Source organism: Agromyces chromiiresistens, assembly GCF_029167465.1.
Taxonomy (GTDB): domain Bacteria; phylum Actinomycetota; class Actinomycetes; order Actinomycetales; family Microbacteriaceae; genus Agromyces; species Agromyces chromiiresistens.
This window is the reverse complement of the sequence record NZ_JARFNL010000004.1, coordinates 1,069,866-1,091,346: the sequence shown is the minus strand read 5'-3', so window position 1 is coordinate 1,091,346 and position 21,481 is coordinate 1,069,866. Positions and strand designations below refer to the sequence as shown.

The window sequence follows — 21,481 nt, the reverse complement described above, 5'->3', positions numbered from 1 at the left end:
ATTACGGATGTTAATGTCTGCCATTCGGAAACTCAACCCCGGGATGCGGCGACCGTGGCCGGCACGGGAATCCGCTCGCCGCCCATCGTGGAGTCGTGCGGTATGTTGACTGCAACCCGGCAGGTTTTCCGCGATGCGGATATGGTCTGCCACGATCACGAACGGGAGCAGCGCATGGCGGAGGGCCAGCCCGAAGGCGTCAAGTCGGTCGCGAGGGTGTTCGACCTGCTCGAGCTGATCGCCGACGCCGGCGGCGACGTCACGCTGAGCGAGCTCTCGACGATGGCCGAACTGCCGCTGCCGACGATCCACCGCCTGCTCCGCACGCTCGTCGCGCTCGGCTACGCGCGTCAGCTCGCGAACCGCCGCTACGCGCTCGGACCACGCCTGGTGCGCCTGGGCGAGGTGGCCAACCGCCAGTTCGGGCGGCTCGCCCGCCCCCAGCTGAAGGAACTCGTCGAGCGGCTCGGCGAGACCGCGAACCTCGCGACCCTCGACGGCGACCAGGTCATCTACGTCTCGCAGGCGCCGTCGCCGCACGCGATGCGCATGTTCACCGAGGTCGGCCGCCGCTCGCACCTGCACGCGACGGGCGTCGGCAAGGCGATCCTCGCGCAGCTCGACGACGACACCGTGCGCGACATCATCAGTCGCACCGGCCTGCCCCAGTCGACCGTGCACTCGATCGACTCGATCGACGCGCTGCTCGAAGACCTGCGCGTCACGCGCGAGCGCGGCTACGCGATCGACGACGGCGAGCAGGAGATCGGCGTGCGCTGCTACGCGATGACCGTGCCGGGTGCGCCCATCCCGACGGCGGTCTCGGTGTCGGGCCCGGTCGCCCGCGTCGACGAGGACTTCGCCGAGCGAGCCATCCCCGTGCTGCGCGAGGTCGTGCAGGAGATCGCCGACGCCACCGCCGCCGCCTGACGCCGCGCGAACGCCACGCGGTTCGCGCCGCACACCCAGGGCACGCGCGCACCCGCGCGCCCGCGCGCACACCCACCCGCACGTGCCCGCGCGCGCACCCGCACGCCACCCACACGCGCACCCCCACCCGCACCCGCACCCGCACCCGCCGATCGCCGATCGCCGATCGCCGATCGCCGAGTGTCGCCGTTCCGACCGAATGATGCCGACGCTTCGGCAACCCTCGGTCGGAACGGCAACGCTCGGTGGAGACCTCTTGACGCGGCATCCCTCATCGTCATATTCTTTCCGTGATTCAGAATTATGCTTCCGTCATTCGGAAGCTGCTCGAGGAGAGGAGGGTGACGATGCACGACCGCCACGACCACGAGGACGCCGCGCGCGTCAACCGACCGCTCGCCGTGAGCTACGCCTCGATCGAGGTCGATCCCGACATCTACATTCCGGCGCGCGCCGACCGACGGGGCTTCTTCGCCCGCTGGTTCCACCGCGCGCCCGAGCTGAGTCGCCGGGTGGCCTGACGCGAGCGACGCGCGCACGCACGCACGCACGCACGCGAGCACGCGAGCACGCGAGCACATGACTGAATATCCGTTCTGCGAAATCGGGATTCCGAATCGCAAGAACTACCTGCCACCGACGCAGTACTATCGGTATGTACTGCTGAAGCAGGCGCGGTGCGAGGTGGGGCCACCGGGGCCCCGGTGCCGCAGGCGTCATCGACGACGCCTCACCCGAGGAGATCCCATGGACGAGATCGCCATCACCGTCAACGGGCTTCGACGCCCGCTCGAAGGTGCCACCGCCCACACCACCGCGCTCGACTGGCTGCGCGACACCGGGCTCACGGGCAGCAAGGAGGGCTGCGCCGAAGGCGAGTGCGGCGCGTGCGCGATGCTCGTTGCGACGTCGGGCACCGACGGCGGCACCGAGTGGACCGCGGTCAACGCGTGCCTCGTGCCCGTCGCCGCGCTCAACGGCCAGGAGGTGGTGACGGCCGAGGGGCTCGGCTCCCCCGAGTCGCTGCACCCCGTGCAGGAGAAGCTCGCCGAGGCGGGCGGCTCGCAGTGCGGCTACTGCACCCCGGGCTTCGCCTGCAGCATGGCGGGCGAGTACTACCGCGCCGACCGCGTTCCGGCGCCGGCCCACGCGCACGACGTGGTCGACGAGCACGACGAGGGATGCCTCGTGCATGACGCCGAGCACGGGCCGAACGGCTTCGACCTGCACGCCCTCAGCGGCAACCTCTGCCGCTGCACCGGGTATCGCCCGATCCGCGACGCCGCCTACGAGCTCGGCATGCCCGAGCCGGGCGACGAGCTCGCCGCTCGCCGCGACCGCCCCGCTCCCGCAGCGGTGCCGACCGACTTCACGGCGGGCGGCGGGCGGTTCGTCCGGCCGGCGACGCTCGACGAGACCCTGCGACTGATCCGCGACGAACCGTCGGCACTGCTCGTGGCCGGGTCGACCGACCTCGGCGTCGAGGTCAACCTGCGCGGCCGCCGCGCCCCGCTCGTGGTCGCGGTCGAACAGCTCGACGAGCTGCGCACGCTCAGCGTCGGCGACGACGTGATCGAGATCGGGGCGGCACTGCCGCTCACCGAGGTCGAACGCCGGCTCGACGGCCGGGTGCCGCTGCTCGCCCAGCTCTTCCCGCAGTTCGCGTCGCGACTGATCCGCAACCGCGGCACGTTCGGCGGCAACCTCGGCACCGGCTCCCCCATCGGCGACACCCCGCCGGCGCTCCTCGCGCTCGGCGCCCGGCTGGTGCTCGCGTCGGCCGACGGCGAGCGCGAGGTCGAGCTCGCCGACTACTTCACGGGCTACCGGCAGACGATCCGCCGGCCCGACGAGCTCATCCGCGCGGTGCGCATCCCGCTCCCGCTCGCGCGCGTCACGGCGTTCCACAAGATCGCGAAGCGCCGCTTCGACGACATCTCGAGCGTCGCGCTCGGCTTCGCACTCGACCTCGAGGGCGGCGTCGTCACGAACGCCCGCATCGGACTCGGCGGCGTCGCCGCGACCCCGCTTCGCGCGTACGACACCGAGGCCGCACTGATCGGCAAGGCCTGGAACATCGCGACCGTCAAGGCGGCCTCGACGGTGCTGCAGGGCGAGGGCACGCCGATGAGCGACCACCGCGCCTCGAGCGACTACCGCTCGCTCATGCTCGGCAGTGCGCTGCTGAAGCTCTACTCGACCACGATCCACGACGACAAGGAGGTGTCGGCATGAGCGCCCTCGCCGACCGTCCCGCCAACCCCGTCGTCGGCCGTCGTGCCGCGCACGAGAGCGCCGCGCTGCACGTGACCGGCGCCGCCATGTACACCGACGACGTCGCCGGCCTCTCGACGGGGGTGCTCACCGCGTGGCCCGTGCAGTCGACGAACGCGCACGCCCGCGTGACGATCGACGTCGCCCCCGCCTACGACGTGCCGGGCGTCGTGCGCGTGCTCACCGCCGACGACGTGCCCGGTCTCAACGACGCCGGCATCAAGCACGACGAGCCGCTCTTCCCGAGCGAGGCCATGTTCTACGGGCACGCCCTCGTCTGGGTGCTCGGCGACTCTCCCGAGTCGGCCCGCCTCGGCGCCGAGGCCGTGAAGGTCGAGTACGAACCGCTGCCGTCGATCATCACGGTGCGCGAGGCGATCGACGCCCGCTCGTTCCAGGGCATCGCCCGCACCGTCGAGCGCGGCGACGCCGCGACCGCCATCGCGGAGGCCGACCGCGTCTTCGAGGGCGTCACCGAGTTCGGCGGCCAGGAGCACTTCTACCTCGAGACGCAGGCCTCGTTCGCCGTGCGCGACAGCGAGGGGCAGTACTTCATCCAGTGCTCGACGCAGCACCCGTCCGAGACGCAGGAGATCGTCGCGCACGTGCTCGGCATCCCCTCGAACGAGGTGACCGTGCAGCAGCTCCGCATGGGCGGCGGCTTCGGCGGCAAGGAGATGCAGCCGCACGGACTCGCCGCGATCGCCGCACTGGGCGCGAAGCTCACCGGCCGTCCCGTGCGCCTGCGGCTCAACCGCACGCAGGACCTCACGATGACGGGCAAGCGCCACCCCTTCCACATCACGTGGAAGGTCGGCGTGAGCGCCGACGGGTACCTGCAGGGGCTCGACGCGACGCTCACCGCCGACGGCGGCTGGAGCCTCGACCTCTCAGAGCCGGTGCTCGGCCGCGCGCTCTGCCACCTCGACAACGCCTACTGGATTCCGAACGTGCACGCGCACGGGCGCATCGCGAAGACGAACAAGACGTCGAACACGGCGTTCCGCGGCTTCGGCGGCCCGCAGGGCGTCTTCCTCATCGAGGACGTCCTCGGCCGCATCGCCCCTGAGCTCGGCATCGACCCGACCGTGCTGCGCGAGCAGAACTTCTACGTCCCGGGCCAGTCGACCCCGTACGGCCAGCTGGTGAAGGACGCCGAGCGGATGCCGCTCATCTGGTCGCAGCTGAAGGGCGAGTGCGACTTCGACGCGCGCAGCGCCGAGGTCGCGGCGTTCAACGCCGAGCACGACGACGTGAAGCGCGGACTCGCGATCACGCCCATCAAGTTCGGCATCTCGTTCAACTTCGCCGCGTTCAACCAGGCCGGCGCGCTCGTGCACGTCTACAAGGACGGCTCGGTGCTCATCAACCACGGCGGCACCGAGATGGGCCAGGGCCTGCACACGAAGATGCTGCAGGTGGCCGCGACCGCGCTCGGCCTCGAGCTGCACCAGGTGCGACTCGCACCGACCCGCACCGACAAGGTGCCGAACACCTCGGCCACCGCGGCCAGCTCGGGCTCCGACCTCAACGGCGGCGCCGTGAAGAACGCGTGCGAGCAGATCCGCGAGCGCATGGCGAAAGTCGCCGGTCGCCTGCTCGACGTCGACGAGCGCGACGTGCGCTTCGAGGGCGGCTACGTCACGGGCCTCGGCAACCGCGACCTGCGGCTGAGCTTCGCCGAGGTCGCCGAGGCGGCGTACCTGCAGCGCGTACAGCTCTGGGCGGCGGGCTACTACCGCACCGAGGGGCTGCACTGGAATCCCGATCTCATGCAGGGCTCGCCCTTCAAGTACTTCTCCTACGGTGCCGCGGCGACCGAGGTCGAGGTCGACGGCTTCACGGGCGCCTACCGGGTGCGCCGCGTCGACATCATCCACGACGTGGGCGACTCGCTCTCGCCGATGCTCGACATCGGCCAGGTCGAGGGCGCGTACGTGCAGGGTGTCGGATGGCTCACGCTCGAGGAGCTCCGCTGGGACGAGACCGACGGCCCCGGCCGCGGGCGCCTGCTCACCCAGTCGGCCTCGACCTACAAGCTGCCGAGCTTCTCGGAGATGCCCGAGGAGTTCAATGTTCGCCTGTTCGAGAACGCCCGCGAAGACGGCGCGGTCTACGGTTCGAAGGCTGTCGGCGAGCCGCCGCTCATGCTCGCGTTCAGCGCCCGCGAGGCGATCCGCACGGCGGTCGGGGCGTTCGGCCCGGCCGGCCGCGGCGTCGTGCTCGGCTCCCCCGCGACCCCCGAGGCGGTCTACTGGGCGGTCGAGGCGGCGCGGGCCGAGGCATCCGCCGAGTTGGATGCCTCGGAGCCGAGCCGCACGGGCGTCGGCGCCGACGCGGGCCCCGAGCCCGCGTTCGCGGGCGCGGACTCTTGAACGGAGGTCGCGCACGATGGACTGGCTCGACGCGCTACGACGCCTCCGCGACGCGAGGACGCCCGCGGTGATCGTCACGCTCGCCATCGTGCGCGGCCACGCGCCGCGCAACGGCGGCGCGAAGATGGTCGTCGCACCCGACACGGTGTTCGGCACCGTCGGCGGCGGCAATCTCGAGCAGACGGCGATCGACCGAGCGCGCGACCTGCTCGCGACCGGCTCGGCCGAACCCGAGCTGCTCACCCTGAAGCTCAGCGACAAGGCCACGACCGAGTACGGCGTGCAGTGCTGTGGAGGAGAGGTCACCCTCATGCTCGAACCCGTGCGGGTCGTGCCGTCGGTCGCCGTGTTCGGCATGGGGCACGTGGGCCTCGAGCTCGCGCGCATCCTCGCGCGGCAGGAGCTCGAACTGCACCTCGTCGACTCGCGAGCCGAGATGCTCGCGCCCGAGCGCCTCGGCGTGCCCGGCGTCTCGGGTGTGCTCGCCGACGCCGTCGCCGACGTCCGGGTGCACCACGAGCCCGTGCCCGAGGCGGGCCTCGTCGGGCTGCCGCCCGGCGCCCATGTGCTGATCATGACCCACGACCACCTCGAGGACCTCGCGATCACCGACAGCGCACTGCGCCGCGAGGGTCTGGGATCGATCGGACTCATCGGATCGAAGTCGAAGTGGGTGAGGTTCCAGGCGAAGCTCACCGAACTCGGCCACGACGACGCGGCGCTCGCGCGGGTGACGACGCCGATCGGCATCCCCGAGGTGGCGGGCAAGGCGCCCGCGACGATCGCGGTGAGCGTGGCGGCCCGCATCCTGCAGCTCATCGAGGAGGCGCAGCCGGCCGAGGTCAACGAAACCGACGCGGGCGCCGACGCGTCCCGGGTCGCCGATGCCGACACGGCGGAGGCCGATGTCGCCGTCGCGGCCGACGACCCTCGGGTTCCGGGCGCGGGATCCGCGGCATGACCGCGCCGACGCGCTCGGTCATCGTCACGGGAGCCGGCACGGGCATCGGGCGGGCGACCGCCCGGGCCCTGCTCGCCGCAGGCTTCTGCGTCACGCTCGCGGGGCGGCGCAGCGCTCCGCTCGAGGAGGCCGCCGCGACGGGCGACGACGGCACGAGGCATGCAGATGCGCTCGTCGTGCCGTGCGACGTCACCGACGCAGCCGAGGTCGACGCACTCGTCGCCGCCCATGTCGAGCGTTTCGGGCGGCTCGACGTGCTCGTGAACAACGCGGGCGTGCCCGGCCCCGTCGCCGACGTCGGCGAGCTGCGGCCCGACGACTGGGCGGCCGTCGTCGCCGTGAACCTGACGGGTGCGGTGCTGTGCGCCGGGGCGGCGTTCCGGCAGATGGCTGCCCAGCACCCGAGCGGCGGACGCATCATCGACAACGGGTCGATCTCGGCGCAGTCGCCGCGTCCGAGGTCGGTCGCCTATACGACCACGAAGCATGCGATCGCCGGACTCACGAAGTCGATCGAACTCGACGGCCGGCCGTACGGCATCAGCTGCACGCAGCTCGACGTCGGCAACGCTCGCACCGAGCTGCTCGACGGGTTCGTCGGCGAGGGTGCGCTGCAGGCCGACGGGCGCCGCGTCGTAGAACCGACCATGGACGTTGCGATCGTCGCCGGCCTCATCGTGCAGCTCGCCTCGCTGCCCTCAGAGGTGAGCGTGCCGCAGCTGACGGCGACCGCCGCGGGCATGCCGTTCATCGGCCGCGGCTGAGCACCCCGTCGACGCCGGCGACCGCTCCTCCTGCCTCCGGCATCGCGACCGCTCCCCGCCCTCGGCATCGCGACCGCTCCCCGCCCCGGCTCTCCACCCACACAGCCTGTCGACAAGTGAACTTGTCGACAACCGACGCGTGCACTTGTCGACTTGTCGACATCCAACGTGTGCACATGTCGACTTGTCGACAACCGACGTGTGCACATGTCGACTTGTCGACATCCAACGTGTGCACATGTCGACTTGTGCACGTCCCTCCCGAGCGCGTATGCCCGACGGTGCCATCCAGAACGCATCGGAGCTGCACTCGATGCCCAGACCCGCGCGTCGACTGCACCCTCGATTGGTGCGGTCGACGTCCTCGTCACAGCGCGTGAGCGACATCACGACGGCCGCGGCGCGGAGCGGAGCCGGACGGCGGCGCTGCATGGCGGCGCAGCGGCGCAGCGGCGCAGCGGCGCAGCGGCCCAGTGACCCAGCAGCCCAGCGACCCAGCAGCCCAGTGCCCCAGCAGCCCAGCGACCCAGCAGCCCAGCGACCTTGCGGCTACCCAGGGCGACCTTGCGGCTACCCCGGGCGCATCAAGCTGCTGGCACCTCCGGGCGGCGGCGGAGCGCGAGCGGCAGCGTCGCGAGCGAGATCGCGGCCGCCACCAGGAACGCGACGCTGAACGAGCTGCCGGTCGCGATGAGGCCGACGATGATCGCGCCGATGCCGCTGCCGGCGTCGAAGCCGATGTTCCACACGGCACTCGCGAACACCGACTGACTCGGCGGCACGACGGCGAATGCCTCGCCCATCGTGAGGTTCTGCAGCGCGCCGTAGCTCACGCCGACGAAGGCGAGCCCGACGAGGAGCGGCACGGTCGAGGCATCCGCACCCGATGGCGCTGCGTCGCCCGTGCCCGCCGTCCCGGCACCCGCACCGATCGCGGCCCACGCGACGAGTCCGAGTCCGACCGTCGTCACCACGACGAACGGCCAGAGCAGCCGGTGCGTGCCGAAGCGGTCGGCCAGTCCGCCGACGAGCCAGCGGGTGAGCGCCGCCATCGCCGTGAGCAGGGCGAGCCCGATGGTGACCGTGACGGCGTCGCCGGTGAGCTGCGGGGTGAACGTGATGAGCGCGCCGCCCGCGAGCGTCACCCCGAGCAGCACGCCGACGGGCGCCGCGAGCGCGCGCAGCGCCGCCCACCGACCGGGCGCGGCATGCACGTGCCCCGCCGCCTCGGCCTCGGCCGCCTGCTCGGCGTGCCTCACGTGCAGGCGTCGCGCGAGTCGCACGGCGGGTACGATGCCGACGAGCGGCAGCGCGCCGGCGACGAACACCCACTGGTATCCGAAGGCCTCGGCGACCCAAGGGGCGAGCGGCAGCAGCACGAGCTGGGGGCCTGCGATGGCGAGCCCGAACGCCCCGATCGCGCGGCCGCGCCGGGCGGGCTCGACGAGATCGGCGACCGCGCCCGATCCGGCGACGGTGAGCACGGCGAAGCCGGCCCCGCGCACCGCGGCGATCGCGAGCACCAGCCCGAGCTCGTTCGACGCGAGGTGGGCGAGCGACGGCGCGCCGAGCAGCACGAGCCCGGCGACGAGCACCGGTCCCCAGCCGAGGCGGCGCAGTGCGCCGGGCACGAAGGTCTGGAACAGCACGGTCGAGAGCATGAACACGCCGGTGACGAGTCCGGCGCCGGCGGCGTCCGCCCCGCCCGTGACCGCCCACTGCGGAGCGACGGGGAGCAGCACGGCATAGCCTGAGAACCCCGCGGCGACCATCGTCAGCAGCGCCGGCATGCCGGGTGCGCGCCAGACCGATTCCGTCACGTGCGTTCCTCTTTCCTGCAGATGCGATCGCGATGCGAGGCTTCACCGGGTGTACGACCGGGATGCCGCCAGCGAGGCTGACCCGACCCCGAGCCGTCGCCCGCGCCGACATGCCGCGACGGCCTGACCCGTCGCACACGAGGTGCGCACGGTTCAGGCCGTCGACGCGGTGCCGGCTGCGTCTAGCCTGCCAGCATCGCCTCGATGGGGCCGCGCACGAAGTAGAGCGCGAAGCCCGCCGAGACCACCCACATGAGCCAGTGCACCTTGTTGGCGCGACCCGAGAGGGCGTTGACGAGGGTCCAGGCGATGAAGCCGACGCCGATGCCGTTCGCGATCGAGTAGGTGAGCGGCATCGTCACGATCGTGAGGAACGCCGGCAGCGCGACCGCGAAGTTCGAGAACTTGATCTCCTTGATCTGCCCCATCATCATCGCGCCCACGACGACGAGGGCGGCCGAACCGACCTCGATCGGCACCACGAGGGTGAGCGGGGTGAGGAACATCGAGAGCAGGAAGAGCACGCCGACGACGAGCGACGCGACACCCGATCGGGCGCCCTCCCCGATGCCCGAGGCGCTGTCGACGTAGACGGTGTTCGACGACGTCGACGTCGCTCCTCCCGCGACCGCACCGAGGCCCTCGACGACGAACGCCGAGCGCAGGCGGGGGAAGGTGCCGTCCTTGTAGGCGAGGCCGGCGTTCTTCGCGAGGCCGGTCATCGTGCCCATCGCGTCGAAGAAGTTCGAGAACACGAGGGTGAAGATGAGCATCGTCGCGCTCAGCGCCCCGATGCGGCCGAAGGCGCCGAAGAGGTCGAACTGCCCGACGAGGCCGAAGTCGGGAACCGTGACCCACGACGTCGGAAGCTCGGGGATCGTCATGTGCCAGCCGTTCGGATCCTCGTACGACGGGCCGAGGTTCAGGATGGCCTGCGCGATGATCGCGACGATCGTCGTCGCGACGATACCGATGAGGATGCCTCCGGGCACGCGCCGCGCGACCAGGATGCCGATCGTGATGAGGCCGAGCAGGAAGATGAGCGTCGGCACCGAGGTGATCGAGCCGGCGTCGCCGAGCTGCACGGGCGGGCCGCCCGGGGTGCGGTTGACGAAGCCCGAGTCGACGAAGCCGATGAACGCGATGAAGAGGCCGATGCCGACCGTGATCGCCGCCTTGAGCGCCTGCGGTACGGCCTTGAAGATCGCGGTGCGGGCGCCGGTGGCCCCGAGCAGCACGATGATGATGCCGTTGATCACGACGAGGCCCATCGCCTCGGGCCAGGTGACCTGTCCGACGACCGAGACCGCGAGGAACGAGTTGATGCCGAGTCCGGCCGCGATCGCGAACGGGAGTCGGGCGAAGACGCCGAACAGGATCGTCATGACGCCCGCGGTGAGGCCGGTGGCTGCGCCGACCATCGCGGGGTTCAGCACGTTGCCGTCGACGTCGGGCACGTTGCCGAGGATGAGCGGGTTGAGGATCACGATGTACGCCATCGTGACGAAGGTCACGATGCCGCCGCGGAACTCGCGGGCGAGCGTCGAGCCGCGCGCCGTGATCTCGAAGAACCGGTCGAAGGCGTTCTTGGGTGCGGCGTCGACGGTGGTCGTCGCACCGGTGGGCAGCGGGTTCGGGATGCTCGCGACCGCGAAGGTGTCGAGTGGCGGTTCGGTCGGGTCGGGGGTTTGGGAATCTGCGGTCCCGGCGGTGCCGTCGGACTGCGTCACGGCGGCGTCGTCGCCGGCGCGGGTGGTCGAATCCATGAGAGGGCTTCCTTGCTGTTCATCGCCGGCGCGGTGGACTCCCCGGGGTACCGGGTGGATCTCCGTTGATCCGACTCATGGGCGGCCGCTCGTTCAGCAGGGTTCCTGCGGCGGCCGGGTTCGAAGCTAGCAGCCGGGCAGGCGTGCGTCCAGACCTTTTCGGAATCCCGTTTCCACATTGTGGACATATGGATTGCGTTCCCGCAGATGCGGCGATATTCTCCTCATCATGACGCAGTATCGGATCAGCGAAGCCGCCGAGCTCCTCGGTGTGAGCGACGACACGGTGCGCCGATGGGTGCACGACGGCCTGCTGACCTCCGCGAAGGACGAGGCCGGCCTTCAGGTGGTGCCCGGCGCCGAGCTCGCCGAACGCGCGAAGGCGGTCGCCGCGACCGTGGCCGACCGCAGCCATGTGCGCCGCAGCGCGCGCAACCGGTTCGTCGGCCTCGTGACCGACGTGCAGATCGACGGCCTCATGGCCCAGGTCGAGCTGCAGTGCGGCCCGCACCGGGTGGTCTCGCTCATGTCGGCCGAGGCCGCGCGCGAGCTGCGCCTCGAGGTCGGCTCACGCGGCGTCGCCGTGGTCAAGGCGACCACGGTCATCATCGAGACCGAGAAGGATGCCTCGCCGTGACCCGCCTCCGCCGCTTCGCCGTGCCCGCCGTGATCGGCCTCGCCGCGCTCGCCCTCACCGCGTGCACCTCGGCCGACACCGCCGACGATGCGACGGCGGCCGCGACATCCTCGCCGGCTGAGCCGGAGGGCGACCTGACCATCTTCGCCGCCGCGTCACTCAGCGGGGCCTTCGACGAGCTCGCCGCGCAGTTCGAGGCGGCCCATCCGTCGGTCGACGTGGCGCCGATCACGTACGACGGCTCCTCGGTGCTCGCGACGCAGCTCATCGAGGGCGCGCACGCCGACGTGTTCGCCTCGGCCGACGAGAAGAACATGACGAAGGTCACCGGCGCACAGCTCGCCGGCGACCCCGTCGACTTCGCGACCAACGTGCTCGAGATCGCGGTGGCCCCGGGCAACCCGCTCGGCATCGACGGGCTCGACGACCTCGCCGACGGCGCCACGACGTCCGCCGACGGCACCCCGCTCACCGTCGTGCTCTGCGCTCCCGAGGTGCCGTGCGGCAGCGCGGCGCAGACACTCGTCGACGCCGCCGGCATCACGATCACGCCCGCGAGCGAGGAGCAGAACGTCTCGGCGGTGCTCACGAAGGTCAAGTCGGGCGAGGCCGACGCGGGCCTCGTCTACGTCACCGACGTGCAGGCCGCGGGCGACGCGGTCGCGGGCGTCGAGATCGACGACGCGGCTGCCGCGACCAACGTCTACCCGCTCGCGGCACTCACCGACGCCCCGAATCCCGACGCCGCTGCCGCGTTCGTCGAGTTCGTCGCGTCCGACGAGGGGCAGCTGGTGCTCGCGTCGTTCGGCTTCGGGGCGCCGTGACCCCGGCTGCGGCATCCCGCCCCGTGACCCCACCCGCGCGCCGGGAAGCGCACCGTGTCACGGTGGGCTTCCCGCTGTGGCTCTACGCGCCCGCCGCCGTCGGCGCGGGCGTGCTCGTGCTGCCGTTCGCGGCGCTGTTCGCGCGGCTCGACTGGCCCGGCGTGCCCGCGGCGATCACGTCGCCCGAGGCCCTCCAGGCCCTCGGCCTCTCGCTCGCGACGGCGTCGATCGCGACGATCGCGTGCGTCGTGCTCGGCGTGCCGTTGGCACTCGTCATCGCCCGCTCGGGGCCCGCGGTCGCCGCGGTGCTGCGCACGCTCACCACGCTGCCGCTCGTGCTGCCGCCCCTCGTCGGCGGCATCGCGCTGCTCTCGCTGCTCGGTCGCCAGGGGCTCTTCGGCGACGCGCTCGCCGTGCTGGGCCTCCGCATCCCGTTCACGACGACGGCCGTCGTCATCGCCCAGACCTTCGTCGCCCTGCCGTTCCTCGTGATCTCGGTCGAGGGGTCGCTGCGCACGGCGGGCACCCGCTACGAGCTCGTCGCGGCGGGACTCGGCGCGAGCCCGTTCACGGTGTTCCGCCGCATCACGCTGCCCCTCGTCGCTCCAGGGCTCGTCGCCGGCGTCGTGCTGTGCTTCGCACGGGCGCTCGGCGAGTTCGGCGCGACCGCGCTCTTCGCGGGCAACGCGGCCGGCACGACGCGCACGATGCCGCTCGCGATCTACACGGCGTTCAACGGCGCGGGCGTCGCGGAGGACACGGCCATCGCGCTCTCGCTCATGCTGATCCTCGTCGCCATCGGGGTGCTGCTGCTGATGCGCGGCTGGCGGGCGGACGCACCACGATGAACGCGCCGACTCCCCCGCGCACGGGCGCTCCGCGATCGGGCGATTCGATCGCGGCGACACCCGCAGGCGCCCTCGACGTCGACGTCCGCGTCGAGGCCGGCTCGTTCGTACTCGGCGCCCGACTCGTCGTCGAACCCGGCGACGTGCTCGCCGTGCTCGGTCCGAACGGCTCGGGCAAGTCGACGCTGCTCGGCACGATCGCCGGCCATGTCGTGCCGTCGCACGGCCATGTCCGCCTCGGGGCACGCGCGCTCACCGACCTCCCCGCCGACGACGGCGCAGACGGCCGGCGGCGCATCGCGCTGCCGCCCGCCGACCGCTGCGTCGGCCTGCTCGGCCAGCACGCCCTGGTCTTCCCGCACCTGAGCGCCCGCGAGAACATCGCGTTCGGGCCGCGCGCCCGGGGGGTTCCCGCCCGCACCGCTCGCGCCGCGGCCGACGACTGGCTCGCGCGCGTCGGCCTCGACGGACTCGGCGACCGCCGCCCGTCCGATCTCTCGGGCGGGCAGCAGCAGCGCGTCGCCCTCGCGCGCACCCTCGCCGCCGAGCCCGACGTGCTGCTGCTCGACGAGCCGTTCGCCGCGCTCGATGTCGAGGCCGCCGCGTCGATGCGGCGGCTGGTCGCCGATGAGCTCGCCCGACTCGAGGCGCCCGCGGTGCTCGTGACGCACGACCCGCTCGACGCGATCGTGCTCGCCCGGCGCGCCGCCATCCTGCACGACGGCGCGATCGTCCACGAGGGACCGACGGGTGAGGTGCTCGGCCACCCGCGCACGCCGTTCATCGCGGCGCTCGCCGGGGTCAACCTCGTGACGGGCGTGGCCGCCACGGCCGACCGAATCGTGGCCGACGGGCTCGAACTGCGCGGCGTCGGTGCGTTGCGCCCCGGCTCGCCGGCTTCGGCGGTGTTCAGTCCGGCTGCCGTGCACGTCGCTCCCGAGGCATCCGTCAACCTGACCGAGCCGAACCGATGGCTGGGCACCGTCGCGCTCGTCGAACCCGCCCCCGGGGGCGTGCGCATCCACGTCGCCGAACACCCCTCGCTCGCGGCGGACGTGCCGTCGTCGCAGGCCGTGGCGCTCGACCTCGGCTCCGGGTCGCGCCTCGCCTTCGCGGTCGCCGAGGCCGACGTCTCGCTGCGCGCCGAACGGTGACGCCGTTTGCGGAGGCGGCCCGCGGCGGTGTTACCGTAGTGGCCACCACGAGGGGGTGACCATGACGACGACCGTTCCGACGCGCGACGACGCGACGACGCGCACCCGCGCGCGCCGACTTCCGGCGACCGGACTGGTCGTCGACCGCCTCACCCGGCCGATGCGCGACCTGCGCATCTCGATCACCGATCGCTGCAACTTCCGCTGCGTGTACTGCATGCCGAAGGCCGTGTTCGGACGCGACTACGCCTTCCTCGACCGCGACGAGCTGCTGAGCTTCGAGGAGATCACGCGCATCGCACGGGTCGCCGCGGCGAACGGCGTCGAGAAGCTTCGTCTCACGGGCGGTGAACCGCTGCTGCGGCGCGGCGTCGACGAGCTCGTCGCGATGCTCGCGGAGCTGCGCACCCCCGACGGGCGGCCGCTCGAGATCGCCCTCACGACGAACGGGTCGGCCCTCGCCGTGAAGGCCGCGTCGCTCAGGGCCGCCGGGCTCACGCGCGTCACCGTGTCGCTCGACTCGCTCGACGACGCGCGCTTCCAGGCGATGAACGACGTGCGGTTCCCGGTGTCGCGCGTGCTCGACGGCATCGACGCCGCGCACGAGGCCGGGCTCGGCCCGATCAAGCTCAACATGGTCGTCAAGCGCGGCCTCAACGACGACGAGATCGTGCCGATGGCCAAGCACTTCAAGGGAACTCCGTACACCCTGCGCTTCATCGAGTACATGGACGTCGGCACCTCGAACGGCTGGTCGCTCGACGAGGTCGTGCCGTCGGCCGAGATCGTCGAGCGCATCGGCGCCGAGATGCCGCTCGAGCCGCTCGGCGCGACCGCACCCGGCGAGACGGCGACGCGCTGGCGCTACGCCGACGGCGGCGGCGAGATCGGCCTCATCTCGAGCGTCACGAACGCGTTCTGCGGCACGTGCAACCGGGCGCGCATCTCGACCGAGGGCAAGCTCTTCACGTGCCTGTTCGCCGACGAGGGGCACGACCTGCGGGCGCTGCTGCGCGGCGGCATCGACGACGAGGGACTCTCACGCGCGATGGCCGGCATCTGGGGCGCGCGCGACGACCGCTATAGCGAGATCCGCTCGACGCTCACGCCCGAGCTGCGGGCGTCGCGGCAGAAGGTCGAAATGAGCTACATCGGGGGTTGAGACGAGGCTCCTACAGCCCGACCCACTCCGAGACGCCGTCGGCGAAGTGCTGCCGCTTCCAGATCGGCACGGTGCGCTTGATCTCCTCGACGAGCCGCTCGCACGCGTCGAACGCCTCGGCCCGGTGCGCCGCCGCGGTCGCCGCGTAGAGCGCGACATCGCCGATCTTCAGCTCGCCCACCCGGTGCACCGCGGCGATCGCGAGCCCCGTCTCGTCGGCGACCCGCTCGACGCACTCGGCGAGGAACCGCTCGGCCTCGGGGTGCGCACGGTAGTCGAGCGATCGCACGCCGCGGCCGCCGTCGTGGTCGCGCACGACGCCGCAGAACAGTACGATCGCGCCGCTCTCGTCGGCTTCGACGGCAGCGCGCACCGCCTGCTCGTCGATGGGCTCCGCCGTGATCGCGGCCAGGGTCGTGCTCATGCGTCTCGCTTCCGACTGGTCGGCACCGTCATCGGCGCACGAACTCCGAGGCGACGGCGGCGAAGCCGTCGATGCCGCCGGCGAGGTACGTCACGTCGACGTGGCCCCGTTCGGCGAGCGCCCGCACCGCGCGGCGCGAGCGGACGTCCCGTTCACAGTAGACGACGATCGCGCCGTCGCCCTCTGCCGGGTCGGAACCCATCAGCAGGTCGCCGAGCGGCACGAGCTCGGATCCCTCGATGCGGCGCAGCTCGGCCTCGGCCGGCTCGCGCACGTCGACGAGCCGCATGGGAGCGCCCTCGCGCAGGCGGCGCAGCAGCTCGGCGGCCGAGATGCGCGGGTCCGCGACATCCTGCATCGATCGAGCGGCGCCGTCCTGAGCCTGTCGAGGGGATGCCTCGGACCCGGCGCCGACCGCCGGCTCGAGTCCGCAGAACAGCTCGTAGTCGATGAGCGAGGTGATCTCGGGCGCGTCGGCGATCGCCTCGTACGTGAGTTCGCGGCCGCGACCGGTGAGCGCATCGATGGTGGTGACCCGGCCGAGCAGCGGGGTGCCGACACCCGTCACGAGCTTCACGACCTCGCCCGCCATGAGCGCACCGACCGTCACGCACAGCGACGGCAGCACGCCGCCGAGCTCGCACGACAGCACCTCGTCGGGCGGCGGCGGCACCGGGAACAGGTCGCGGTACGTCGGCCCCTCGCGGTGCCAGGCGACGCTCACCTGCCCGTGGAACCGCAGGATCGACCCCCACACGAGCGGCACGCCCGCGAGCACGGCGGCGTCGTTCGAGAGGTAGCGGGTCGGGAAGTTGTCGCTGCCGTCGACGACGAGGTCGTAGTCGGCGAGGATGTCGCGGAGATTCGCCGCCGTCAACCGCTCGCGATGGCGCACGACGCGGATCTCGGGGTCGGTCGCCGCGACCGTGTCGGCGAGCGAGTCGACCTTCGGCCGGCCGACGTCGGCGAGGCCGTGCCCGAGCTGGCGGTGCAGGTTCGAGAGCTCGACGTCGTCGTCGTCGGCGATGCCGATCGTGCCGACGCCCGTCGCCGCGAGCAGCGGCACGACCGTCGCGCCCAGGCCGCCGGCGCCGATCACGAGCACGCGCGCCGCGGCCAGCCGGCACTGGGCGAGCTCGCCGAAGCCGGGAAGCATGATCTGCCGGCTGTACCGGGCGATGCGCTCGGGCGCGAGCGGGGGGCCGGGCTCGACGAGCGGTGCCGGTCGGCTTGCAGGGCGACCGCACGCGCCGGGCAGCGTACTCTCGACCGGGCCGCCGTTCGGCTCGACTGCGGCGGACGTCGACGGAGGCATGTCGTCAGTCTAGTTCGTGACCAGATGAGCGTTTCCGGTGTGCGGAGGTTTGTTTCCACCGACGTGCACACGCGCCCAAAACGACCGGGATGCCGCGCGGTGCGGCGGGTGTACGGTGCGACGGTGTTGTCCGAACATGGCAGCCTCGGCCTCACCCGAAGATTGAACCGGACTCGGTCCGCACCGTGTTGACCCGGTGCCGTTCCATGCCCGGATACGGGTCCTCGGGGTGTTCCGGATCCTGTGGGCGTTCGACCCGGTTCCTCAGGGCGGTGTACCCGAACCGGTTCGCCGGCAGCGTCACGTCATCCGAGGTCGAGTCGGTGCCGCCCTTGCCGGTGTGCTGCACGGACTCGAGCCGCAGCATCACACCGAACGCGTCATCGACCCCGATGCCCGTCCCCTGCGGGACGAAACTCTGCTTCAACGCCCACGAATCGACCGGCTGGTACCCGGTCCCGTCGTACGTGAACGTCGCCACGCCTGCGAGGCGTGACCGGTCGAAGAACACCGGCGGACGGCCACTACGAGAAGTCGACCGGTAGGAGGGACAGTGGTATTCGCAAGGAGTCGACGTAGAAGGGCGGAGAACCTTCGAACAAAAGCAAAAAGACTGCCTCGTCGTGTTCGATTCGATAGGCATGCGAAAGGACCTTCAGCAAGGTGCCATCACGCAACCTGATCTCCCAAATATCCGGAGCCATCGCAAGTTCACGCGCGTTCTCCAAGTTCATCAGTTGACCCCCAGGATCTTTGCCCCTTGCTCAACAGCCCGTGTGACATTCTGGTCGCCTGAGATCCGCTGTTGGAGGGAACGCGGCATACCAATCCAGGACGCCGTCTCAAAGTCGTACAAGTACTTTTCACGTCCCTGTTGAAAGTGCAGCTGGCCGGCTCGCACGCCGGGCGCCGGGTTTTCGACATCAATCCGATAGCCGAGGCCAGGTTTCGTCAATGTTGTGCTTGGCGTCTTGGTCCCTCCCTCCCCAAGCAATCCGGACTTGTCAGTCTCTCGTGACCCGCCCGCGGCATCACGGTTCATGACTTCGACGCGGCTGTCGCTTTGGGCATGCCCAATCAGGCTCGTCCCACTTACGATTGCGATCGCGGCGCCAGCGACGGCGAGTGCAGCAGCGCCAGCCGCTACGGGACACCCGACAACGCTTCCGATACCAGTCACGCACACCGCGCCGCCGCCAGCGGCAAAGTTGATACCTCCGCCCGTCAACGTCAGACCGAGGAGGAGACCCAGTGCTTCAAGCGGGGTGCTGTTGCATCGCATTGCTAAACGAAGCCAAGCCGTTGACGATGTCCGCCGTTGTCTCATAGGCGCCGAGCCCCCGCGCAATACCAATCGTCGTGCCCACCACGACCGTCGTATCGATGAGATCGTCGATACTCCAGTCCGAGCCCGGATCGCTGACCGCGGCGGCCTGGTCGTGTTGATGGTCGACCCATTGCTTACCGGTCATCTCGTCAGGTCGCAGACCTGACGGGTCGGACAACGTGACGGGGTTGTTATTCGCGTAGGCGTAGCCGTTCCATTGCTGCGGGTCGGAAAGGTCGAGGATCGGGTCCACCGTGAGGAAGCGGCCGAGGGTTTCGTCGTAGTACCTGGCTCCGAGGAGGGTGTACCCGGTCGAGGCATCCCGGATCTTGCCCAGGAACTGGGTGTCGCCTGGCACGGTGGCCGCACCCGAGTTGCCGCGGACGGCACCGAACGGGTCGGTGTGGAACCGGTCGACCGGGTTCAGGTCGGGCTGCTCCTTGTTCGGAACCGCCGCGACCGGGGTGCAATGCGCATCGTTCACGAGCGACGTGACCCCGGCGAGGCCCCGCCCGGTACGGACCGCGACTGTCTGCCCCGCGAACTGGTAGTACCGGGTCGCGGTCAATGCTGCGCTCTGATCATGACAGCATCCTGCGACGCCCTGAGAAGGCGCGCATCGGCGCGTGCTACCCGATTTCGGGATCCCGGCCATTATCGGCGCCCCGCGTTGTACTCACATGCGATGAGCCCATTTGCGCAGCGCGTCTGCGGTGCTCTGGAGACGTTCGTCCCTCATCGGGAAGGAAGCGAGCGCACGCGTTTCATACGGCTGGAACGCTATCGGCTTCACCGAGGGACCCACGACCACCGCAATGGCGGGACGCGTTCCGTGGAAGAAGTCCGACGAGCTCGCAACGACATCAATAACGCTCTCGGCGGGAAGGCTGACAATCGGCACAGCGTCACCAAAAATCCGATAGAAGTCAAGCCGGTCGGGCAGGATCGACGCGATGAAGAACTCGTCGGAGGCTTTGGAAAGGATGTCCCGATCGAACTGAACATTGAGCGCCTCCGGCAAACTAAGCGCACGTCGACATACGAGCAATTCGGTGTCAAGGCTGCGCTTCAGCTGCCGGTAGCGAAGCACCCGTGGCAGGCCGAAGACGACCAGCAAGACGATGAGAATCCCACCGACTGCAACGACTCCCCACGCCGCAGCCGCGACCGCCTGCCAGCCTCGCGTCGGTGACTCGTCAAACGCTGCGATTATGCGCAGAATCTGTACGATCGCAAAAGGAACCGCGATGAAAAGCGAGAACAGCCAGATTCGGGTCGAGGTCAACCGACCTGGTCGTTTGTGATCAGGTTCGCGCGTCGTCATCCAGCTCCGAAGTTCTTCCGCTGCCACCAGTCACCCCAAGACGCGATTCCACCAAGAACGTCGGCGTTGAGCCCCAGGATCGTCAGCGCTTTACCTGACGCCTCCGCAGCCACCGATAGGTGCTTTGGAGATTTGGCGAGTGAACTTCCAAACCCTCCGGCGACCGAGCCTACCGCTCCAATTACGCAAGAGGGCGAACTCACCTCCGCAATGCAATCGATCCCAGTACTCGCGAGACCAGCGCCGGTGCCGATCAGAGCCCCCGCGAGTGCGCCGTACTCACCTCCGACCATTCCCCCGAACCATGCCAAGAGGGGCGTCGCGAGTCCGATCGTCCCCAGCGCAAGACTCAGGTCCTGTCCGGCGTCGCTCGAGGCCCATTGACGAACGTCGGTCCACCAGTTGGCGATGTCGTCGCCAGTCACGTCAATTGGGTCCGATGGATTACCACAATGAGAAAGTGAGCCTTGCCGGCACCGGTAAACTTGGGGCGCAGCCCCTCGACGCCGGAGTGGTTTCGATACGCGTCGACTTCGTCGGCGCTACTCGACCGACGAGCGACATCCACCCGCCGGGGTACCATCGACGCATGCCTCCCGTGACCGTGCGGTACTTCGCGGCGGCCGCCGAGGCGGCCGGCGTCGAAGAGGAGCGCCTCGAGATCGCCGACGGCGCGAACCTCGGCGCCCTCCGCGACGAGCTCGTCGCCCGCTACGGCGTCGCGATGGAGCGGGTACTGCGAAGCGGCTCGTTCCTCGTCGACGGCACCGTGCGCCGCGACCCCGCGCACCCGGTCGGGGCGACGGTCGACATCCTGCCGCCGTTCGCCGGAGGGTGAGAGGGGCGACGTGACTGCGACGACCACGATGACCGCCGACGCGACCGCGGCCGACGTGCTGGCTCGCCTCGCCGAGCTCGAAGACCCGAAGATGCGCGCCGTGAACGAGCGCCATGGCGACGACCACGGCGTCAACCTCACGAAGCTGCGCGGCGTGGCGAAGGAGCTCAAGACGCAGCACGAGCTCGCGCTCGAGCTCTGGGCGACCGACGACACCGCGGCGCGGCTCGTCGCGATCCTCGTCGCGAAGCCGAAGTCGTTCGACGCGGCCGAGCTCGACGCGATGCTGCGCGAGGCCCGCGCCCCCAAGGTGCGCGACTGGCTCGTCAACTACATCGTCAAGAAGAGCCCCCACCGCGAGGCCCTGCGGCTCGCCTGGCTGTCCGACGTCGACCCGTATGTCGCCGCCGCAGGCTGGGCGCTCACCGCCGACGTCGTCGCGAAGCAGCCCGAACTCGTCGACCTCGACGCGCTGCTCGACCAGATCGAGCTCGAGATGCGCGATGCGGCCGAGCCGCTGCAGTGGGAGATGAACACCTGCCTCGCGATGATCGGCATCCACCACGCCGACCGGCGCGATCGGGCGATCGCGATCGGCGAGCGGCTCGAGGTGCTGAAGGACTACCCGACGCCGCCGAACTGCACGTCGCCGTTCGCACCCGCCTGGATCGGCGAGATGGTGCGCCGCCAGGGCGCGACGGCGTAGGGGCGACCGGGCTCCCTTCGACGCGCTCAGGG

Annotated in this window: 20 protein-coding genes; 13 read left to right on the top strand and 7 right to left on the bottom strand. The window is 70.7% G+C overall.

Going from position 1 to position 21,481, the window contains the following annotated elements:
- The first annotated feature begins 174 nt into the window (after positions 1-174).
- The 6 genes from PX701_RS12410 to PX701_RS12385 all read left to right on the top strand — a co-directional run bounded on the left by PX701_RS12410 (position 175) and on the right by PX701_RS12385 (position 7,304).
- A complete protein-coding gene (locus tag PX701_RS12410) occupies positions 175-930 on the top strand; it encodes an IclR family transcriptional regulator (RefSeq protein ID WP_231431792.1) in 756 nt (251 codons plus the stop codon).
- 341 nt (positions 931-1,271) lie between these two features.
- Positions 1,272-1,451 carry a hypothetical protein gene (locus PX701_RS12405; RefSeq protein ID WP_275506459.1) on the top strand — a complete coding sequence of 60 codons (180 nt, stop codon included), beginning with the start codon at positions 1,272-1,274 and terminating at the stop codon, positions 1,449-1,451.
- A 226-nt stretch (positions 1,452-1,677) separates the two neighbouring features.
- Positions 1,678-3,165: a xanthine dehydrogenase small subunit gene (locus PX701_RS12400; RefSeq protein WP_275506458.1), complete on the top strand. Its 1,488-nt coding sequence runs from the start codon at positions 1,678-1,680 to the stop codon at positions 3,163-3,165.
- Entirely contained in the window at positions 3,162-5,579 is a 2,418-nt protein-coding gene (xdhB, locus tag PX701_RS12395; RefSeq protein ID WP_275506457.1) for a xanthine dehydrogenase molybdopterin binding subunit, read from the top strand. Before PX701_RS12400 ends, xdhB begins: the two co-directional genes overlap by 4 nt.
- Before the next feature lie 16 nt (positions 5,580-5,595).
- Positions 5,596-6,540 (top strand): xanthine dehydrogenase accessory protein XdhC, encoded by a 945-nt coding sequence (gene xdhC, locus PX701_RS12390; RefSeq protein ID WP_275506456.1) that lies wholly within the window; start codon positions 5,596-5,598, stop codon positions 6,538-6,540.
- A complete protein-coding gene (locus PX701_RS12385) occupies positions 6,537-7,304 on the top strand; it encodes an SDR family oxidoreductase (RefSeq protein ID WP_275506455.1) in 768 nt (255 codons plus the stop codon). Before xdhC ends, PX701_RS12385 begins: the two co-directional genes overlap by 4 nt.
- A gap of 584 nt (positions 7,305-7,888) precedes the next feature.
- Here the strand turns inward: PX701_RS12385 and PX701_RS12380 are convergent.
- Both PX701_RS12380 and PX701_RS12375 read right to left on the bottom strand, forming a co-directional pair.
- Entirely contained in the window at positions 7,889-9,124 is a 1,236-nt protein-coding gene (locus PX701_RS12380) for an MFS transporter (RefSeq protein WP_275506454.1), read from the bottom strand.
- A 182-nt stretch (positions 9,125-9,306) separates the two neighbouring features.
- Positions 9,307-10,890, bottom strand: coding sequence for an NCS2 family permease (locus PX701_RS12375; RefSeq protein WP_231431798.1), 1,584 nt, complete (start codon positions 10,888-10,890; stop codon positions 9,307-9,309).
- Between the two features lie 229 nt (positions 10,891-11,119).
- Between PX701_RS12375 and PX701_RS12370 the strand changes: the two genes are divergently transcribed.
- From PX701_RS12370 to moaA, 5 genes are all read left to right on the top strand, one after another.
- Positions 11,120-11,527 (top strand): TOBE domain-containing protein, encoded by a 408-nt coding sequence (locus PX701_RS12370; RefSeq protein WP_231431799.1) that lies wholly within the window; start codon positions 11,120-11,122, stop codon positions 11,525-11,527.
- Positions 11,524-12,351 (top strand): molybdate ABC transporter substrate-binding protein, encoded by an 828-nt coding sequence (modA, locus tag PX701_RS12365; protein WP_231431800.1) that lies wholly within the window; start codon positions 11,524-11,526, stop codon positions 12,349-12,351. Before PX701_RS12370 ends, modA begins: the two co-directional genes overlap by 4 nt.
- A gap of 62 nt (positions 12,352-12,413) precedes the next feature.
- Positions 12,414-13,199, top strand: a complete 786-nt coding sequence (locus tag PX701_RS12360; RefSeq protein ID WP_231431801.1) for an ABC transporter permease — start codon at positions 12,414-12,416, stop codon at positions 13,197-13,199.
- Complete coding sequence (locus PX701_RS12355) at positions 13,196-14,353, top strand: sulfate/molybdate ABC transporter ATP-binding protein (RefSeq protein WP_275506453.1); 1,158 nt, start codon at positions 13,196-13,198, stop codon at positions 14,351-14,353. Before PX701_RS12360 ends, PX701_RS12355 begins: the two co-directional genes overlap by 4 nt.
- Positions 14,354-14,414: 61 nt before the next feature.
- Positions 14,415-15,515, top strand: coding sequence for a GTP 3',8-cyclase MoaA (moaA, locus tag PX701_RS12350; RefSeq protein ID WP_275506452.1), 1,101 nt, complete (start codon positions 14,415-14,417; stop codon positions 15,513-15,515).
- Between the two features lie 10 nt (positions 15,516-15,525).
- Here moaA and PX701_RS12345 read toward each other — a convergent pair whose 3' ends face one another.
- From PX701_RS12345 to PX701_RS12325, 5 genes are all read right to left on the bottom strand, one after another.
- On the bottom strand, positions 15,526-15,939 hold the full coding sequence (locus PX701_RS12345; protein ID WP_231431803.1) for a molybdenum cofactor biosynthesis protein MoaE: 414 nt from the start codon (positions 15,937-15,939) through the stop codon (positions 15,526-15,528).
- A 28-nt stretch (positions 15,940-15,967) separates the two neighbouring features.
- Positions 15,968-17,254: a ThiF family adenylyltransferase gene (locus PX701_RS12340; protein ID WP_275506451.1), complete on the bottom strand. Its 1,287-nt coding sequence runs from the start codon at positions 17,252-17,254 to the stop codon at positions 15,968-15,970.
- A 151-nt stretch (positions 17,255-17,405) separates the two neighbouring features.
- A complete protein-coding gene (locus PX701_RS12335; protein ID WP_275506450.1) occupies positions 17,406-17,735 on the bottom strand; it encodes a hypothetical protein in 330 nt (109 codons plus the stop codon).
- Positions 17,736-18,510: 775 nt separating this feature from the next.
- A complete protein-coding gene (locus PX701_RS12330; RefSeq protein ID WP_275506449.1) occupies positions 18,511-19,149 on the bottom strand; it encodes an RHS repeat-associated core domain-containing protein in 639 nt (212 codons plus the stop codon).
- Positions 19,150-19,257: 108 nt separating this feature from the next.
- Positions 19,258-19,905 carry a hypothetical protein gene (locus PX701_RS12325; RefSeq protein ID WP_275506448.1) on the bottom strand — a complete coding sequence of 216 codons (648 nt, stop codon included), beginning with the start codon at positions 19,903-19,905 and terminating at the stop codon, positions 19,258-19,260.
- A gap of 589 nt (positions 19,906-20,494) precedes the next feature.
- Here PX701_RS12325 and PX701_RS12320 point away from each other — a divergent pair.
- Together PX701_RS12320 and PX701_RS12315 are read left to right on the top strand one after the other, a co-directional pair.
- The gene (locus PX701_RS12320; protein ID WP_231431805.1) at positions 20,495-20,743 is read left to right on the top strand and encodes a MoaD/ThiS family protein; all 249 of its coding nucleotides are present in this window, start codon (positions 20,495-20,497) and stop codon (positions 20,741-20,743) included.
- Between the two features lie 28 nt (positions 20,744-20,771).
- Positions 20,772-21,449, top strand: coding sequence for a DNA alkylation repair protein (locus PX701_RS12315; protein ID WP_231432380.1), 678 nt, complete (start codon positions 20,772-20,774; stop codon positions 21,447-21,449).
- Positions 21,450-21,481: the final 32 nt, after the last annotated feature.

Coding starts and splice junctions, on each gene's coding strand:
- PX701_RS12410 (WP_231431792.1), top strand. CDS start 175: ATGGCGGAGGGCCAGCCCGAAGGCGTCAAGTCGGTCGCGAGGGTGTTC.
- PX701_RS12400 (WP_275506458.1), top strand. CDS start 1,678: ATGGACGAGATCGCCATCACCGTCAACGGGCTTCGACGCCCGCTCGAA.
- xdhB (WP_275506457.1), top strand. CDS start 3,162: ATGAGCGCCCTCGCCGACCGTCCCGCCAACCCCGTCGTCGGCCGTCGT.
- xdhC (WP_275506456.1), top strand. CDS start 5,596: ATGGACTGGCTCGACGCGCTACGACGCCTCCGCGACGCGAGGACGCCC.
- PX701_RS12385 (WP_275506455.1), top strand. CDS start 6,537: ATGACCGCGCCGACGCGCTCGGTCATCGTCACGGGAGCCGGCACGGGC.
- PX701_RS12375 (WP_231431798.1), bottom strand. CDS start 10,890: ATGGATTCGACCACCCGCGCCGGCGACGACGCCGCCGTGACGCAGTCC.
- PX701_RS12370 (WP_231431799.1), top strand. CDS start 11,120: ATGACGCAGTATCGGATCAGCGAAGCCGCCGAGCTCCTCGGTGTGAGC.
- PX701_RS12355 (WP_275506453.1), top strand. CDS start 13,196: ATGAACGCGCCGACTCCCCCGCGCACGGGCGCTCCGCGATCGGGCGAT.
- moaA (WP_275506452.1), top strand. CDS start 14,415: ATGACGACGACCGTTCCGACGCGCGACGACGCGACGACGCGCACCCGC.
- PX701_RS12345 (WP_231431803.1), bottom strand. CDS start 15,939: ATGAGCACGACCCTGGCCGCGATCACGGCGGAGCCCATCGACGAGCAG.
- PX701_RS12340 (WP_275506451.1), bottom strand. CDS start 17,254: ATGCCTCCGTCGACGTCCGCCGCAGTCGAGCCGAACGGCGGCCCGGTC.
- PX701_RS12325 (WP_275506448.1), bottom strand. CDS start 19,905: ATGACGACGCGCGAACCTGATCACAAACGACCAGGTCGGTTGACCTCG.
- PX701_RS12320 (WP_231431805.1), top strand. CDS start 20,495: ATGCCTCCCGTGACCGTGCGGTACTTCGCGGCGGCCGCCGAGGCGGCC.
- PX701_RS12315 (WP_231432380.1), top strand. CDS start 20,772: ATGACCGCCGACGCGACCGCGGCCGACGTGCTGGCTCGCCTCGCCGAG.